The 14,931-nt window shown below is 64.1% G+C and carries 15 protein-coding genes and 1 tRNA gene; all 16 read left to right on the forward strand.

Going from position 1 to position 14,931, the window contains the following annotated elements; all coding sequences use genetic code 11:
• Window positions 1-139 precede the first annotated feature (139 nt).
• The 16 genes from CTP10_RS04580 to nuoL all read left to right on the forward strand — a co-directional run bounded on the left by CTP10_RS04580 (window position 140) and on the right by nuoL (window position 14,904).
• Entirely contained in the window at window positions 140-1,144 is a 1,005-nt protein-coding gene (locus CTP10_RS04580; RefSeq protein WP_116317525.1) for an NAD(P)H-quinone oxidoreductase, read from the forward strand.
• Window positions 1,145-1,272: 128 nt separating this feature from the next.
• Window positions 1,273-2,010 carry a triose-phosphate isomerase gene (tpiA, locus tag CTP10_RS04585; protein ID WP_116317526.1) on the forward strand — a complete coding sequence of 246 codons (738 nt, stop codon included), beginning with the start codon at window positions 1,273-1,275 and terminating at the stop codon, window positions 2,008-2,010.
• Window positions 2,011-2,083: 73 nt separating this feature from the next.
• Complete coding sequence (gene secG, locus CTP10_RS04590) at window positions 2,084-2,458, forward strand: preprotein translocase subunit SecG (protein ID WP_029044771.1); 375 nt, start codon at window positions 2,084-2,086, stop codon at window positions 2,456-2,458.
• A gap of 188 nt (window positions 2,459-2,646) precedes the next feature.
• Window positions 2,647-2,731 (forward strand) — tRNA-Leu (locus CTP10_RS04595).
• Window positions 2,732-2,897: 166 nt separating this feature from the next.
• The gene (locus CTP10_RS04600) at window positions 2,898-3,257 is read left to right on the forward strand and encodes an NADH-quinone oxidoreductase subunit A (RefSeq protein ID WP_010809131.1); all 360 of its coding nucleotides are present in this window, start codon (window positions 2,898-2,900) and stop codon (window positions 3,255-3,257) included.
• A gap of 6 nt (window positions 3,258-3,263) precedes the next feature.
• A complete protein-coding gene (locus tag CTP10_RS04605) occupies window positions 3,264-3,746 on the forward strand; it encodes a NuoB/complex I 20 kDa subunit family protein (RefSeq protein ID WP_011297145.1) in 483 nt (160 codons plus the stop codon).
• A 1-nt stretch (window position 3,747) separates the two neighbouring features.
• Window positions 3,748-4,347: an NADH-quinone oxidoreductase subunit C gene (locus CTP10_RS04610; RefSeq protein ID WP_116317527.1), complete on the forward strand. Its 600-nt coding sequence runs from the start codon at window positions 3,748-3,750 to the stop codon at window positions 4,345-4,347.
• Between the two features lie 9 nt (window positions 4,348-4,356).
• Entirely contained in the window at window positions 4,357-5,610 is a 1,254-nt protein-coding gene (locus tag CTP10_RS04615; protein WP_116317528.1) for an NADH-quinone oxidoreductase subunit D, read from the forward strand.
• 184 nt (window positions 5,611-5,794) lie between these two features.
• Entirely contained in the window at window positions 5,795-6,301 is a 507-nt protein-coding gene (gene nuoE / locus CTP10_RS04620; RefSeq protein ID WP_116317855.1) for an NADH-quinone oxidoreductase subunit NuoE, read from the forward strand.
• Between the two features lies 1 nt (window position 6,302).
• Complete coding sequence (gene nuoF / locus CTP10_RS04625) at window positions 6,303-7,598, forward strand: NADH-quinone oxidoreductase subunit NuoF (protein ID WP_116317529.1); 1,296 nt, start codon at window positions 6,303-6,305, stop codon at window positions 7,596-7,598.
• A 12-nt stretch (window positions 7,599-7,610) separates the two neighbouring features.
• The gene (nuoG, locus tag CTP10_RS04630) at window positions 7,611-9,977 is read left to right on the forward strand and encodes an NADH-quinone oxidoreductase subunit NuoG (RefSeq protein WP_116317530.1); all 2,367 of its coding nucleotides are present in this window, start codon (window positions 7,611-7,613) and stop codon (window positions 9,975-9,977) included.
• Between the two features lie 21 nt (window positions 9,978-9,998).
• Window positions 9,999-11,063, forward strand: a complete 1,065-nt coding sequence (gene nuoH / locus CTP10_RS04635; RefSeq protein WP_116317531.1) for an NADH-quinone oxidoreductase subunit NuoH — start codon at window positions 9,999-10,001, stop codon at window positions 11,061-11,063.
• Between the two features lie 62 nt (window positions 11,064-11,125).
• Complete coding sequence (gene nuoI, locus CTP10_RS04640) at window positions 11,126-11,617, forward strand: NADH-quinone oxidoreductase subunit NuoI (protein ID WP_022534067.1); 492 nt, start codon at window positions 11,126-11,128, stop codon at window positions 11,615-11,617.
• Window positions 11,618-11,791: 174 nt separating this feature from the next.
• Complete coding sequence (locus tag CTP10_RS04645; protein WP_116317532.1) at window positions 11,792-12,436, forward strand: NADH-quinone oxidoreductase subunit J; 645 nt, start codon at window positions 11,792-11,794, stop codon at window positions 12,434-12,436.
• A gap of 16 nt (window positions 12,437-12,452) precedes the next feature.
• Window positions 12,453-12,758 carry an NADH-quinone oxidoreductase subunit NuoK gene (gene nuoK, locus CTP10_RS04650; RefSeq protein WP_029044763.1) on the forward strand — a complete coding sequence of 102 codons (306 nt, stop codon included), beginning with the start codon at window positions 12,453-12,455 and terminating at the stop codon, window positions 12,756-12,758.
• Window positions 12,759-12,816: 58 nt separating this feature from the next.
• Complete coding sequence (gene nuoL, locus CTP10_RS04655) at window positions 12,817-14,904, forward strand: NADH-quinone oxidoreductase subunit L (protein WP_116317533.1); 2,088 nt, start codon at window positions 12,817-12,819, stop codon at window positions 14,902-14,904.
• Window positions 14,905-14,931 lie beyond the last annotated feature (27 nt).

Below are 14,931 nucleotides of genomic sequence, written 5' to 3' on the forward strand. Positions count from 1 at the left end.
GCAGTACTGTCCCATAGGTGCCGCCGCAAGGCGGCGCCGCGAAGAAACGGCCGGGCAATGCCCGGCCGTTTTTTTGTTTACACTGCGGCAACCCATCGAGCGAAGGCTCACACCGAGCAAAGACAAGGAGCAGAGAAGCATGCAAGCCATCGAGATCCGCGAATACGGCGCCCCCGAAGTCCTCCAGCTGACCGAGCGGCCCGATCCGGTGCCCGCCGCGGGCGAGGTGCTGATCCGCGTGGCAGCCGCCGGCGTGAACCGCCCGGACGTGTTCCAGCGCACCGGCAACTATCCGGTGCCGCCCGGTGCGTCGGACCTGCCCGGCCTGGAAGTGGCGGGCGTGGTGGTCGGCGGTGACCTGTCTCATGCGGACAACCGCTTCGGCCTCAAGGTGGGCGATCGCGTTTGCGCGCTGGTGCAGGGCGGTGGCTACGCGCAGCTGTGCACCGCGCCGCTGGCGCAGGTATTGCCAGCCCCTGATGGCCTCAGCGATATCGAAGCCGCCGCGCTGCCGGAAACCTTCTTTACGGTGTGGAGCAATGTATTCGACCGCGGCTACCTGGGCCAGGGCCCGCGTGGCAAGGACGAAACGCTGCTGATCCAGGGCGGCTCCAGCGGCATCGGCACCACCGCGATCCAGATCGCCAAGGCGCTGGGCTTCAAGGTGTTCGTCACCGCCGGCACCGATGAAAAGTGCAAGGCGTGCGAGGACCTGGGCGCCGATCGCGCGATCAACTACAAGACGCAGGACTTCGTTGCCGAGGTGGCGGCGCTGACCGGCGGCAAGGGCGCCGACGTGATCCTCGACATGGTCGCCGGTCCGTACCTGGCACGCGAGTTGAAGTGCATCGCCGACGACGGCCGTATCGTCATCATCGCGCTGCTCGGTGGTGCCAAGGCCGAGATCCCGCTCGGCGATATCCTGCGCCGCCGCATCACCGTGACCGGCTCGACGCTGCGGCCGCGTCCGGCATCGTTCAAGGGCAAGATCGCAGCCGCGCTGCATGAGCAGGTGTGGCCGCTGCTGGCCGCCGGCAAGATCAAGCCGGTGATCCACCAGGTGTTCCCGGCCGCGCAGGCCGCCGACGCGCACCGCCTGATGGAGTCGAGCGAGCACATTGGCAAGATCGTGCTGACCTGGTGAGGCCGCGCGCCGTGCGCTGGCGCTGAAACCACGCAACGAAATGCCGCCGCCCGCCGTTGTCGGGCGGCGGTAGCGTCCCGCCCCTGCCACACGCTACAATAGCGGGTTTGATTTTGGAGGGGCACTTCGTGAGACAAAAGCTCGTCATCGGCAATTGGAAGATGCATGGCAGCCTGGCTGCGAACGCGGCGCTGCTGGAGGGAATCAAGGCCGGCGTGGCGCGTGCGTCGCTGGCGGTGTGCGCACCGTTCCCCTATCTTGCACAATGCCAGGCGGTGCTGAACGGCTCGCAAGTGACCTGGGGTGCGCAAGACGTCTCGGCGGAGGCGCGCGGTGCCTTCACGGGCGAAGTGGCCGCCTCCATGCTGGGTGAGTTTGGCTGCACTTATGCATTGGTTGGCCACTCGGAGCGCCGCACCTACCATGGCGAGACCGACCAGGTCGTCGCCGCCAAGGCGCTGCGCGCACTGGAGTTCGGTATCGTCCCGGTGGTCTGCGTCGGCGAAACGCTGGCCGAGCGCGAGGCCGGTCAGACCGAGGCCGTCGTTGGCCGCCAGCTGCAGGCAGTGCTGGACGCGCTGTCGGTGGAGCAGTTGAGCCGCGTGGTGCTGGCCTATGAGCCGGTTTGGGCGATCGGCACCGGCAAGACCGCGACCAACGCACAGGCGCAGGCCGTGCATGCCTTCCTGCGCGGCAAGGTGGCGGCGCGCGACGCGGGCGTGGCCGAGCGCATGGCCATCCTCTACGGCGGCAGCGTCAAGCCGGACAATGCGGCCGAATTGTTTTCCATGGCCGATATCGACGGGGGCCTGATTGGCGGCGCCTCGCTGAAATCGGAAGATTTTCTCGCGATCGGCAACGCCTGAATGCCGGCCGTTCCGATCGTTCCCATCGTTCCGGTCGGGCAGTAACCAGGCAAGTAACGCTTATTTAAATCAAATGGCAATCTTCAAGACTTTGTTGGTGGTGTTGCAGGTGCTGTCGGCCCTGGGCGTGATTGGCCTGGTGCTGATCCAGCATGGCAAGGGCGCCGATGTGGGCGCGGCATTCGGCTCGGGCGCCTCGGGCAGCCTGTTCGGTGCCACCGGCTCGGCAAACTTCCTGTCGCGTACCACCGCCGTGCTGGCCACGCTGTTCTTCGTGTCCACGCTGGCGCTGACGTTGCTGGGCAACTACAAGCCCGCTGCATCGCTGGGCGTGATGGGCGCCGCCCCGGCTTCGGCACCGGCCACGGCAGGCGCATCGGCTCCGGCCGCTGCCCCGGCCGCCGCTGCTGGCGCTTCGGCGCCCGCAGGTCCCGCTGTACCGAAATAATCCGATTGCCTTGCGGCGGATTCCTGAGTTTTTTTGCAGTTGTGCGTTGAACAAAGCAAGAAATTTAGGTTAGAATGCAAGGCTTGAAACGATTCCCCAGCGATGGGGCTTGAGCGAAGGCGAAACGCCCCAGCGAGAGTCCTGAAGGGCCTGAAAACCCGGCGCCAGGCAATATTGTTTCTCCCCCAGCCGACGTGGTGAAATTGGTAGACACGCTATCTTGAGGGGGTAGTGGCGAAAGCTGTGCGAGTTCGAGTCTCGCCGTCGGCACCAAACAACTTGATCGGAGTCCCTGGCCGGGCAATGCACCCGAGCGTGGGACTCCGGCAGTCCGCAAGGCGGCGCGCCATGATTCTCGTGGCTTAGCGCCTGGGGTGGGCAACAGGACGCCGCTTCAGCTGGTGCTGTTGACAACATTCCAGATAAGGCTGGCCGTACCTTGAATCTCGAAGCCTACTTCCCCGTTCTCATCTTCATCATCTTCGGTGTCGTGCTCGGCGTGGCACTGATGTCGATTGGTCGGATCCTCGGTCCGAACAAGCCCGATCCCGCGAAGCTGTCGCCGTACGAGTGCGGCTTCGAAGCGTTCGAGGATGCGCGCATGAAGTTCGACGTGCGCTACTACCTCATCGCCATCCTTTTTATCCTGTTCGATCTCGAAACCGCCTTCCTGTTTCCGTGGGGTGTTGCCCTGAGGGATATCGGCTGGCCGGGATTCATCGCCATGGGCGTGTTTCTGCTGGAATTCATCGTGGGCTTCGTCTACATCTGGAAAAAGGGCGCGCTCGATTGGGAGTGATGTGAAATGGCAATCGAAGGCGTTCTCAACGAAGGCTTTGTCACGACTACTGCTGACAAGCTGATCAATTGGACCCGCACCGGGTCGCTGTGGCCGATGACTTTCGGCCTGGCCTGCTGTGCCGTGGAAATGATGCATGCCGGCGCGGCGCGCTATGACCTGGACCGCTTCGGCGTGGTGTTCCGCCCGTCGCCGCGCCAGTCGGACGTGATGATCGTGGCCGGCACGCTGTGCAACAAGATGGCCCCCGCGCTGCGCAAGGTCTACGACCAGATGGCGGAACCGCGCTGGGTGATCTCGATGGGCTCGTGCGCCAACGGCGGCGGCTACTACCACTATTCGTACTCGGTGGTGCGTGGTTGCGACCGGATCGTGCCGGTGGATATCTACGTGCCGGGCTGCCCGCCGACGGCCGAAGCGCTGATCTACGGCGTGATCCAGCTGCAGAACAAGATCAAGCGTACCAACACCATCGCGCGCAAGGGCTGAAATGGCGAAGCTCGACATCCTGAAGGCCGCGCTCGAGAAGGCTCTCGGCAAGCGCGTGCAGAAACTGATCGAGGCGACCGGCGAACTGACGCTGATCGTCAAGGCCGACGACTACCTGGAAGCCGCCCGCATCCTGCGCGACGATCCCTCGCTGCGCTTCGAGCAGCTGATCGACCTGTGCGGCGTGGACTATTCCGACTTCGGCGACGGCGCCTGGGACGGCCCGCGCTTTGCCGCCGTGTCGCACCTGCTGTCGGTGACCCACAACTGGCGCGTGCGCCTGCGCGTGTTCGCCCCGGAGGACGATTTCCCGGTGGTGGCCAGCCTGATCGACGTCTGGAACTCGGTGAACTGGTTCGAGCGCGAAGCGTTCGATTTCTACGGCATCGTGTTCGACGGCCACCCGGACCTGCGCCGCATCCTGACCGACTACGGTTTCGTCGGCCATCCGTTCCGCAAGGATTTCCCGGTCTCCGGCTACGTCGAGATGCGCTACGACCCCGAACAGAAGCGGGTCATCTACCAGCCGGTCACGATCGAGCCGCGCGAAGTCACGCCGCGCGTGATCCGCGAGGACAAGTACGGCGGTTTGGAGCACTGAGAACGCGCCATGGCAGATATCAAGAATTACACCCTGAACTTCGGCCCGCAGCACCCGGCCGCGCACGGCGTGCTGCGCCTGGTGCTCGAGCTGGACGGCGAAGTCATCCAACGCGCCGACCCGCATATCGGCCTGCTGCACCGTGCCACCGAAAAGCTGGCTGAACAGAAGTCCTGGATCCAGAACGTGCCCTACATGGACCGTCTCGACTACGTGTCGATGATGTCCAACGAGCACGCCTACGTGATGGCGATCGAGCGCCTGCTGGGCCTGGAAGTGCCGGTCCGCGCGCAGTACATCCGCGTGATGTTCGACGAAATCACCCGCATCATGAACCACTTGATGTGGATCGGTGCGCACGCACTCGACGTGGGCGCGATGGCGGTGTTCCTGTACGCCTTCCGCGAGCGCGAAGACCTGTTCGACATGTACGAGGCGGTGTCGGGCGCGCGCATGCACGCGGCCTACTATCGGCCGGGCGGCGTCTACCGCGACCTGCCTGACACGATGCCGCAATATCGTGCCTCGAAGATCCACAACGAGCGTGCCATCAAGGTGATGAACGAAGCGCGTTCGGGCTCGCTGCTGGACTTCATCGAGGATTTCACCAACCGTTTCCCGAAGTACGTCGACGAGTACGAGACGCTGCTGACCGACAACCGGATCTGGAAGCAGCGCCTCGTGGACATCGGCGTGGTCAGTCCGGAACGTGCGCTGCAGATGGGCTTTACCGGCCCGATGTTGCGTGGCTCGGGCATCGAGTGGGACCTGCGCAAGAAGCAGCCGTACGAGGTGTACGACAAGATGGACTTCGACGTGCCGGTGGGTGTGGGTGGCGACTGCTACGCGCGCTACCTGGTGCGCGTGGAAGAGATGCGCCAGTCCAACCGCATCATCAAGCAGTGCATCGAATGGCTGCGCCGCAACCCGGGCCCGGTGATCACCGATAACCACAAGGTGGCGCCGCCCTCGCGCGTGGACATGAAGTCCAACATGGAAGAACTGATCCACCACTTCAAGCTGTTCACCGAAGGCATCCACGTGCCCGAAGGCGAAGCGTACGCAGCGGTGGAACACCCGAAGGGCGAGTTCGGTATCTACGCGATCTCGGACGGCGCGAACAAGCCGTACCGTCTGAAGATCCGTGCACCTGGCTTCCCGCACCTGGCCGCGCTGGACGAAATGGCCAAGGGACACATGATTGCTGACGCGGTAACGATCATCGGCACGCAAGACATCGTCTTCGGCGAGATCGACCGCTAATCACGGACCGCCGGCCCGGACGACGATCCGGGCGCTTTCCGAGGTGCTCCGCTGAGCGGAGCGGCCCGGAAGACCCGCGGCGGACCGGCAAGGCCTAAGGCCCGCCGGCGGAACGGCAGCGACGGCTGCAAACCTGCGGATGTACGCCCAGTGGCGCTGCCTCCGCCGTTTTACTGCAATGACCATGCTATCAGCAGAAGCTCTCAAGGAAATCGATCGCGCGATCGCGAAGTATCCGGCCGACCAGAAGCAGTCGGCCGTGATGGCGGCGCTTGCCGTGGCACAGGGCGAGGTGGGCTGGGTTTCCCCCGAAGTCATGCAGTTCGTCGCCAGCTACCTCGAGATGCCGCCCGTGTGGGTGGAAGAGGTGGCGACCTTCTACAACATGTACGACACCAAGCCGGTGGGCAAATTCAAGCTCGCCGTCTGCACCAACCTGCCGTGCGCGTTGTCGGGCGGCGAGCGGGCTGGCGAGTACCTGAAGCGCAAGCTCGGGATCGACTACAACGAGACCACCGCTGACGGCTGCTTCACCCTGAAAGAGGGCGAGTGCATGGGCGCTTGCGGCGACGCGCCGGTGATGATCGTCAACAACACCCGCATGTGCAGCTTCATGAGCGACGACAAGCTCGACGCGCTTGTCGATGAGCTCAAGAGCGAAGCCGCTGAAGCTGCAAAGGGGGGCAAGTAACATGACCAGTCTGCACGACCGCCATATCCAGCCGCTGATCCTGGCCGGCCTGGACGGCAAGAATTGGCACCTGGAAGACTACGTCAAGCGTGGCGGCTACCAGCAACTGAAGCGCATCCTGACCGAGAAGATCCCGCCCGAGCAGGTGATCGCCGACGTCAAGGCGTCGGGCCTGCGTGGCCGCGGCGGCGCGGGTTTCCCGACCGGCCTGAAGTGGAGCTTCATGCCGCGTACGTTCCCGGGTCAGAAATACCTGGTCTGCAACACCGATGAAGGCGAGCCTGGCACGTTCAAGGACCGCGACATCATTCGCTTCAACCCGCACTCGCTGATCGAAGGCATGGCCATCGGCGCGTATGCGATGGGCATCACCGTGGGCTACAACTACATCCACGGCGAGATCTGGAATGAGTACAAGATCTTCGAGGAAGCCCTCGAAGAGGCGCGTGCTGCCGGCTTCCTGGGCGACAACATCCTGGGCTCGGGCTTCAGCTTCCAGCTGCATGCGCACCACGGTTATGGCGCCTACATCTGCGGCGAGGAAACCGCGCTGCTCGAATCGCTGGAAGGCAAGAAGGGCCAGCCGCGTTTCAAGCCGCCGTTCCCGGCCAGCTTTGGCCTGTACGGCAAGCCGACCACCATCAACAACACCGAGACGTTTGCCGCGGTGCCGTTCCTGCTGGCCATCGGTCCGGAGAATTACCTGAAGCTGGGCAAGCCGAACAACGGCGGCACCAAGATCTTCTCGATCTCGGGCGACGTCGAGCGTCCCGGCAACTATGAGATCCCGCTGGGCACGCCGTTCGCCAAGCTGCTGGAACTGGCCGGCGGCATGCGTGGCGGCAAGCGCATCAAGGCGGTGATCCCGGGTGGCTCGTCGGCGCCGGTGGTGCCGGGCGACCTGATGATGGCGTCCGACATGGACTACGACTCGATTGCCAAGGCCGGCTCGATGCTGGGCTCGGGCGCGGTGATCGTGATGGACGAGACGCGCTGCATGGTCCGCTCGCTGCTGCGCCTGTCGTACTTCTATTTTGAGGAATCGTGCGGGCAGTGCACGCCGTGCCGCGAAGGCACCGGCTGGCTCTACCGCATGGTCAATCGCATCGAACACGGAGAGGGGCGCCAGGAAGACCTGGACCTGCTCAACAACGTCGCGGAAAACATCATGGGCCGCACCATCTGCGCGCTCGGCGATGCCGCGGCGATGCCGGTCCGCGGCATGCTCAAGCACTACTGGAAAGAGTTCGAGTATCACGTCGAACACAAGCAGTGCATGGTTCCGGCCTACATCTAAGCGTGGCAGAACATGGTTGAACTAGAGATCGACGGCAAGAAGGTTGAGGTTGCTGAGGGCAGCCTGGTGATGGAAGCGGCCCGCAAGCTGGGCACCTACATCCCGCACTTCTGCTACCACCGCAAACTGTCCATCGCGGCCAACTGCCGCATGTGCCTGGTCGAGGTCGAGAAGGCCCCGAAGGCGCTGCCTGCCTGCGCCACGCCGGTAACCCCCGGCATGAAGGTCTTCACCAATTCGGAGAAGGCAGTCAAGGCGCAGAAGTCCGTGATGGAATTCCTGCTGATCAACCACCCGCTGGATTGCCCGATCTGCGATCAGGGCGGCGAGTGCCAGCTGCAGGATCTGGCCGTGGGCTACGGTGCCTCGGAGTCGCGCTACAAGGAAGAGAAGCGCGTGGTGTTCCACAAGAACGTGGGCCCGCTGATCTCCATGGAGGAGATGACCCGCTGCATCCACTGCACCCGCTGCGTGCGCTTTGGCCAGGAAGTGGCCGGCGTGATGGAGCTGGGCATGCTCAACCGCGGCGAGCACTCGGAAATCACCACCTTCGTCGGCAAGACCGTTGACTCGGAACTGTCGGGCAACATGATCGACCTGTGCCCGGTCGGCGCGCTGACCAGCAAGCCGTTCCGCTACTCGGCCCGTACCTGGGAACTGGCCCGCCGCAAGTCGGTGTCGCCGCACGATGGCCTTGGCGCGAACCTGGTGGTGCAGACCAAGAACCAGCGCGTGATGCGCGTGCTGCCGCTGGAAAACGAAGACATCAACGAGTGCTGGATCTCCGACAAGGACCGCTTCTCGTATGAAGGCCTGAACAGTGCCGACCGCCTGACCCGCCCGCTGCTCAAGCAGGGCGGCGAGTGGATGGAAACCGACTGGCAGACCGCGCTGGAATACGTGGCCAACGGCCTGGCCGGCATCAAGCGCGAGCATGGCGCCGACCAGATCGCCGCGCTGGCCAGCCCGCACAGCACGCTGGAAGAGCTGTTCCTGCTGGGCAAGCTGGTGCGCGGCCTCGGCAGCGATAACGTCGACTTCCGCCTGCGCCAGTCCGACTTCTCGGCCGCGCTGAAGGGCGCGCCGTGGCTCGGCCTGCCGGTGGCTGACGTCACCGCGCTGCAACGCGTGCTGGTGATCGGCTCGTCGCTGCGCAAGGATCATCCGCTGCTGGCCTCGCGCCTGCGCCAGGCAACCAAGAAGGGTGCCCGCGTGACCGTGCTGGGCGCTGGTGGCGAAGACCTGCTGATGCCGGCGACCCGCATCGACGTGGCACCGTCCGGCTGGACCGCCGCGCTTGCCGGCGTGGCCCGTGCCGTTGCCGCCGCCAAGGGCGTCGCCGCCCCGGCCGGCACCGATGGTTTCGATGGCGGCGACGTCGCCGCCAAGGCGGCAGAAGCGCTGCTGCAAGGCGAGCGCCGTGCCGTGTTCCTCGGCAACGAGGCCGTGCGCCATCCGCAATTCTCGGCGCTGCACGCGCTGGCACAGTGGATTGCCACCGAGACCGGTGCGACGCTGGGCTTCCTGACCGAAGCCGCCAACACCGTCGGCGGCTACATCGCCGGCGCGCTGCCAAAGCAAGGCGGCGCCAATGCGCAGGCGATGCTGGACACGCCGCGCAAGGCCTACATCCTGCTGAACACCGAGCCGGAATTCGATACCGCCGATCCGGGCAAGGCACTGGCCGCGCTGTCGCAGGCCAACACCGTGGTGGTGCTGTCGCCGTTCCGTTCGGAAGCGGCCATGCAGTACGCCGACGTGATCCTGCCGGTGACGCCGTTCACCGAAACCTCCGGCACGTTCGTCAACTGCGAAGGCAAGGCACAGAGTTTCAATGGCGTGGTCCGCGCCCTGGGCGAGTCGCGCCCGGGCTGGAAGGTGCTGCGCGTGCTGGGCAACCTGCTGGACGTCGCCGGCTTCGACTACGAAACCGCCGAATCGGTCCGTGCCGAAGTGCTGTCGGCTCCGGTCGAGGCTCAGCTGAACAATGCCACTGACGCGTCGATCAGCGTGGCCGCCGCTGCCGCCAACGGCATCGAACGCATCGCCGACGTGCCTATCTACCACGCCGACCCGATCGTGCGCCGCGCAGACTCGCTGCAGCTGACCGCCGCCGCGCGCCGCGCCATGCAGATCGCGCTGCCGGCCGACCTGTTTGCCCGCCTGGGCATCCAGTCGGGCGACCCGGTCCGCGTCACGCAAGGGCAGGGCAGCGTGGTGCTGCCGGCCGTGCTCGAAGCCACGCTGCCGGCCAACACCGTGCGCGTGCCCGCGGCAACGCCGGCGGCCATGGGCCTGGGCGGCATGTTCGGTACGGTCACCGTAGAGAAGGCCATCGACCTGGCACCGGCAACCACCGGCGCCGTGGCCACGGCGTAAGAACAAGAGCGAGAAGAAGACATGATTGACTGGATTACCTCGCAAGGGCAGGGCGTGCTGGGCGCGTACTGGACGCCGCTGTGGATCCTGATCCGCGCCGTGCTGATCGTGGTGCCCCTGCTGCTGTGCGTGGCTTACCTGATCCTGTGGGAGCGCAAGCTGATCGGCTGGATGCACGTCCGTCTCGGCCCGAACCGCGTGGGCCCGCTCGGCCTGCTGCAGCCGATCGCCGACGTGCTGAAGCTGCTGCTCAAAGAAGTCATGATGCCGACGCAGGTCAGCCGCGGCATGTACCTGATCGCGCCGCTGATGGTGCTGATGCCTGCCGTCGCGGTCTGGGCCGTGATCCCGTTCCAGGCCGAAGTGGTGATGGCGGACGTCAACGCCGGCCTGCTGTACGTGATGGCGATCAGCTCGGTCGGCGTCTACGGCGTGATCCTGGCCGGCTGGGCCTCGAACTCCAAGTACGCCTTTATCGGTGCCATGCGTGCCGCGGCACAGATGGTGTCGTACGAAATCGCCATGGGCTTCGCGCTGGTGACGGTGCTGATGGTTGCCGGCAGCCTGAACCTGTCGGCTATCGTCAACGGCCAGAACACCGGCTACTTCGCCGACATGGGCATCAACATCCTGTCGTGGAACTGGTTGCCGCTGCTGCCGATGTTCGGCGTGTACTTCATCTCGGGCGTGGCCGAAACCAACCGCCACCCGTTCGATGTGGTGGAAGGCGAGTCGGAAATCGTGGCCGGCCACATGATCGAGTATTCGGGCATGGGCTTCGCGCTGTTCTTCCTGGCCGAGTACATCAACATGATCATCATCTCGGCAATGACCGCGCTGATGTTCCTGGGCGGCTGGGCGCCTCCGTTCTCGAGCGTGATCACCAACGCAGTCCCCGGCTTCTTCTGGCTGCTGATCAAGGTTTTCCTGCTGCTGTCGGTCTTTATCTGGATCCGTGCCTCGTTCCCGCGCTACCGCTATGACCAGATCATGCGCCTGGGCTGGAAGGTGTTCATTCCGCTGACCGTGGCGTGGCTGATCATCGTGGCGATCTGGATCAAGTCGCCGTGGAACATCTGGCCCTGAACAGCCAAACGACGGTGCGCGCCGAAGCGCGCACCGCGTGGAAATACTAGGAAGCAATCGTCATGCTGCTCGCCATCAAGGACTTCTTCAACAGCCTGCTCCTGAAGGAACTCTTCAAGGGCATGGCGCTGACCGGCCGCTATCTCTTCGCGCGCAAGGTCACCGTCCAGTTCCCGGAAGAGAAAACGCCGATCTCGCCGCGCTTCCGTGGCCTGCATGCGCTGCGCCGCTATCCGAACGGCGAAGAGCGCTGCATTGCCTGCAAGCTGTGCGAAGCGGTTTGCCCGGCACTGGCAATCACCATCGAGTCGGACGTGCGCAACGACGGCACGCGCCGTACCACCCGCTACGACATCGACCTCACCAAGTGCATCTTCTGCGGTTTCTGCGAAGAGGCCTGCCCGGTCGATGCCATCGTGGAAACGCAGATCCTGGAGTACCACGGCGAGAAGCGCGGCGACCTGTACTTCACCAAGGACATGCTGCTGGCAGTGGGCGACCGCTACGAGCCGCAGATCGCGGCGGCCAAGGCTGCCGACGCCAAGTATCGCTGACCGGCGCATGCGCCACACGGCAGGGCGGCCACCAGTACCAGACCTGGCTGCTTCTGCCACCGAATTTGAATTCGGTCCCTTCAATGTGAGGGGCCAAAGCAAGGATGCCGCAGGAGCGGGCCACCCGAAGGGGAGGCTTGTGCCGGACGGCCCTGAGAGGATCCGATAGGAACCATGGAACTCACGACCACCATCTTCTATGTCTTTGCGCTGGTGCTGGTGCTCTCCGCACTGAAAGTCATCACTGCGAAGAACCCGGTGCATTCCGCACTGTTCCTCGTGCTGTCGTTCTTCACGGCCGCCGCGATCTGGATGCTGCTCAAGGCGGAATTCCTCGCCATCCTGCTGGTGCTGGTCTATGTCGGCGCGGTGATGGTGCTGTTCCTGTTCGTGGTGATGATGATCGATATCGATATCGAGCACCTGCGCCGCGACTTCTGGACCTACGTGCCGATGGCCTCGGTGGTGGGCGCGCTGATCATCGCCGAAATGGCGATCGTGCTGGTGCGCAGCTTCATCGGCACCACCACGCCGGTGGTCGCCAGCGGTTCGCAGGAGCCGGGCTACTCGAACACCGCCGCGCTCGGCAAGCTGATCTACACCGACTACATCTACGCCTTCGAAGTGGCCGGCATCATCCTGCTGGTGGCTATCATCGCCGCCGTGGCGCTGACCCTGCGCCGCCGCAAGGACACCAAGGCCCAGGACGTGTCGGCGCAGCTGCGTACCCGCCGCGACGAGCGCGTGCGCCTGGTGCCGATGCAGGCCGAAGTCCAGAACCCGCAGACGGAAGCCGCGGCTACCGCCAATAAGAACTAAAGCCCGGAGAAACGCTGTGCTCTCTCTCGCCCACTTCCTCGTGCTCGGTGCGATCCTGTTTGCGATCAGCATCGTCGGCATCTTCCTGAACCGCAAGAACGTGATCGTGCTGCTGATGGCGATCGAACTGATGCTGCTTGCGGTGAACATCAACTTTGTCGCCTTCTCGCATTACCTGGGCGACCTGGCTGGTCAGGTTTTCGTTTTCTTCATCCTTACTGTGGCCGCCGCCGAGTCGGCAATCGGTCTGGCAATCCTGGTCGTGCTGTTCCGCAACCTGGATACGATCAACGTGGACGACATGGACACCCTGAAGTACTGATCCGTGCCGCACTACGCAGATACCCAAGACTCACCGACCGCACACCACTAAGCGTCCTATGGCAACCACGCTCAACCCCAACCTGCTGCTCGCGATTGCGCTGGCGCCGCTAGTCGGCTCAGCGATCGCCGGCCTGTTCGGTACCAAGTTCTTTGGCCTGTTTTCCTCGGAGTCGCGCGGCGGCCGGATCGTGGCCCACACCTCGACCATCCTCGGCGTGGCCATTTCCTTCGTGCTGTCGGTGATGGTGCTGCTCGACGTGATGAACGGCGCCGGCTACAACGGCACCGTCTACGAGTGGATGGCCATCGGCAGCCTGAAGATGGAGGTCGGCTTCCTGGTCGACTCGCTGACCGCGATGATGATGGTCGTGGTGACCTTCGTCTCGCTGATGGTCCATATCTACACCGTCGGCTACATGGACGGGGACCCCGGCTACAACCGCTTCTTCGCCTATATCTCGCTCTTCACCTTCTCGATGCTGATGCTGGTGATGAGCAACAACTTCCTGCAACTGTTCTTCGGCTGGGAAGCGGTGGGCCTGGTGTCTTACCTGCTGATCGGCTTCTGGTACACGCGCCCGACCGCGATCTTCGCCAACCTGAAGGCGTTCCTGGTCAACCGCGTGGGTGACTTCGGCTTTATCCTGGGCATCGGCCTGCTGCTGGCCTACGCCGGCAGCATGAACTACACCGAAGTATTCGCCGCGCGCGACCAGCTGGCTACCGTGGTTTTCCCGGGCACCGACTGGATGATGATCACCGTGGCCTGCATCTGCCTGTTCATCGGTGCGATGGGCAAGTCGGCGCAGTTCCCGCTGCACGTCTGGCTGCCTGACTCGATGGAAGGCCCGACCCCGATCTCCGCACTGATCCACGCGGCAACGATGGTGACTGCCGGCATCTTCATGGTCGCGCGCATGTCGCCGCTGTTCGAGCTGTCGGACGCCGCGCTGTCGTTCGTGCTGGTGATCGGCGCCATCACCGCGCTGTTCATGGGCTTCCTGGGCATCATCCAGAACGACATCAAGCGCGTGGTCGCGTACTCGACGCTGTCGCAGCTGGGCTACATGACCGTGGCGCTGGGTGCTTCGGCCTACTCGGTGGCCGTGTTCCACCTGATGACGCACGCGTTCTTCAAGGCGCTGCTGTTCCTGGGTGCCGGCTCGGTCATCATCGGCATGCACCACGACCAGGACATCCGCAACATGGGTGGCCTGCGCAAGTACATGCCGATCACCTGGATCACCTCGCTGGTGGGTTCGCTGGCGCTGATCGGCACGCCGTTCTTCGCGGGCTTCTATTCCAAGGACTCGATCATCGAGGCCGTGGCCGAGTCGCATATCGCCGGTTCGGGCTTTGCCTACTTCGCCGTGCTGGCCGGTGTGTTCGTCACCGCGTTCTACTCGTTCCGCATGTACTTCCTGGTCTTCCATGGCAAGGAGCGCTGGGGCCAGAACCATGCCCACCAGCACCATGAGGGCGACCACGAGGACGAGGAAGTCTCGCACGACCACCACCATGGCCTGTCCGCCGGCGAGAAGCCGCACGAGTCGCCTTGGGTGGTGACGCTGCCGCTGGTGCTGCTGGCGATCCCGTCGGTGATCATAGGCGCCATCGCGATCGAGCCGATGCTGTTCGGCAACTTCTTCAAGATGGGCATTGCGTTCAAGGACGTGATCTTCGTCGGCGAGAACCACCACGCCATGGCCGAGCTGAAGGAAGCCTTCCACGGCTGGGTGCCGATGGCCATTCACTCGCTGACCACGCCCGTGCTGTGGCTGGCCATCGCCGGTGTCGTGCTGTCGTGGTTCTTCTACATGAAGCGCCCGGATATTCCCGAGGCGATCAAGAACCGCTTCTCGGGCCTGTACAAGCTGCTGGACAACAAGTACTACATGGACGCCATCAACCAGGCCGTGTTCGCCCGCGGCGCACGCCTGCTCGGTACCGGCCTGTGGAAGGGCGGCGACCAGAGCCTGATCGACGGCCTGTTCGTCAACGGCGCGGCGCGCGTGGTGGCTTCTTTCGCTTCGGCCAGCCGCTACCTGCAGTCGGGCTATATCTACCACTACGCGTTCGCGATGATCGTCGGCATGCTGGTGCTGCTGACGCTGACGATCACGGGCGTGATCGGCACCAAGTGATAGGCACCAAGTAAGGAAAACATAGAA

Origin of the sequence: Cupriavidus sp. P-10 (genome assembly GCF_003402535.2) — a bacterium.
In the GTDB taxonomy this organism is placed as follows: domain Bacteria; phylum Pseudomonadota; class Gammaproteobacteria; order Burkholderiales; family Burkholderiaceae; genus Cupriavidus.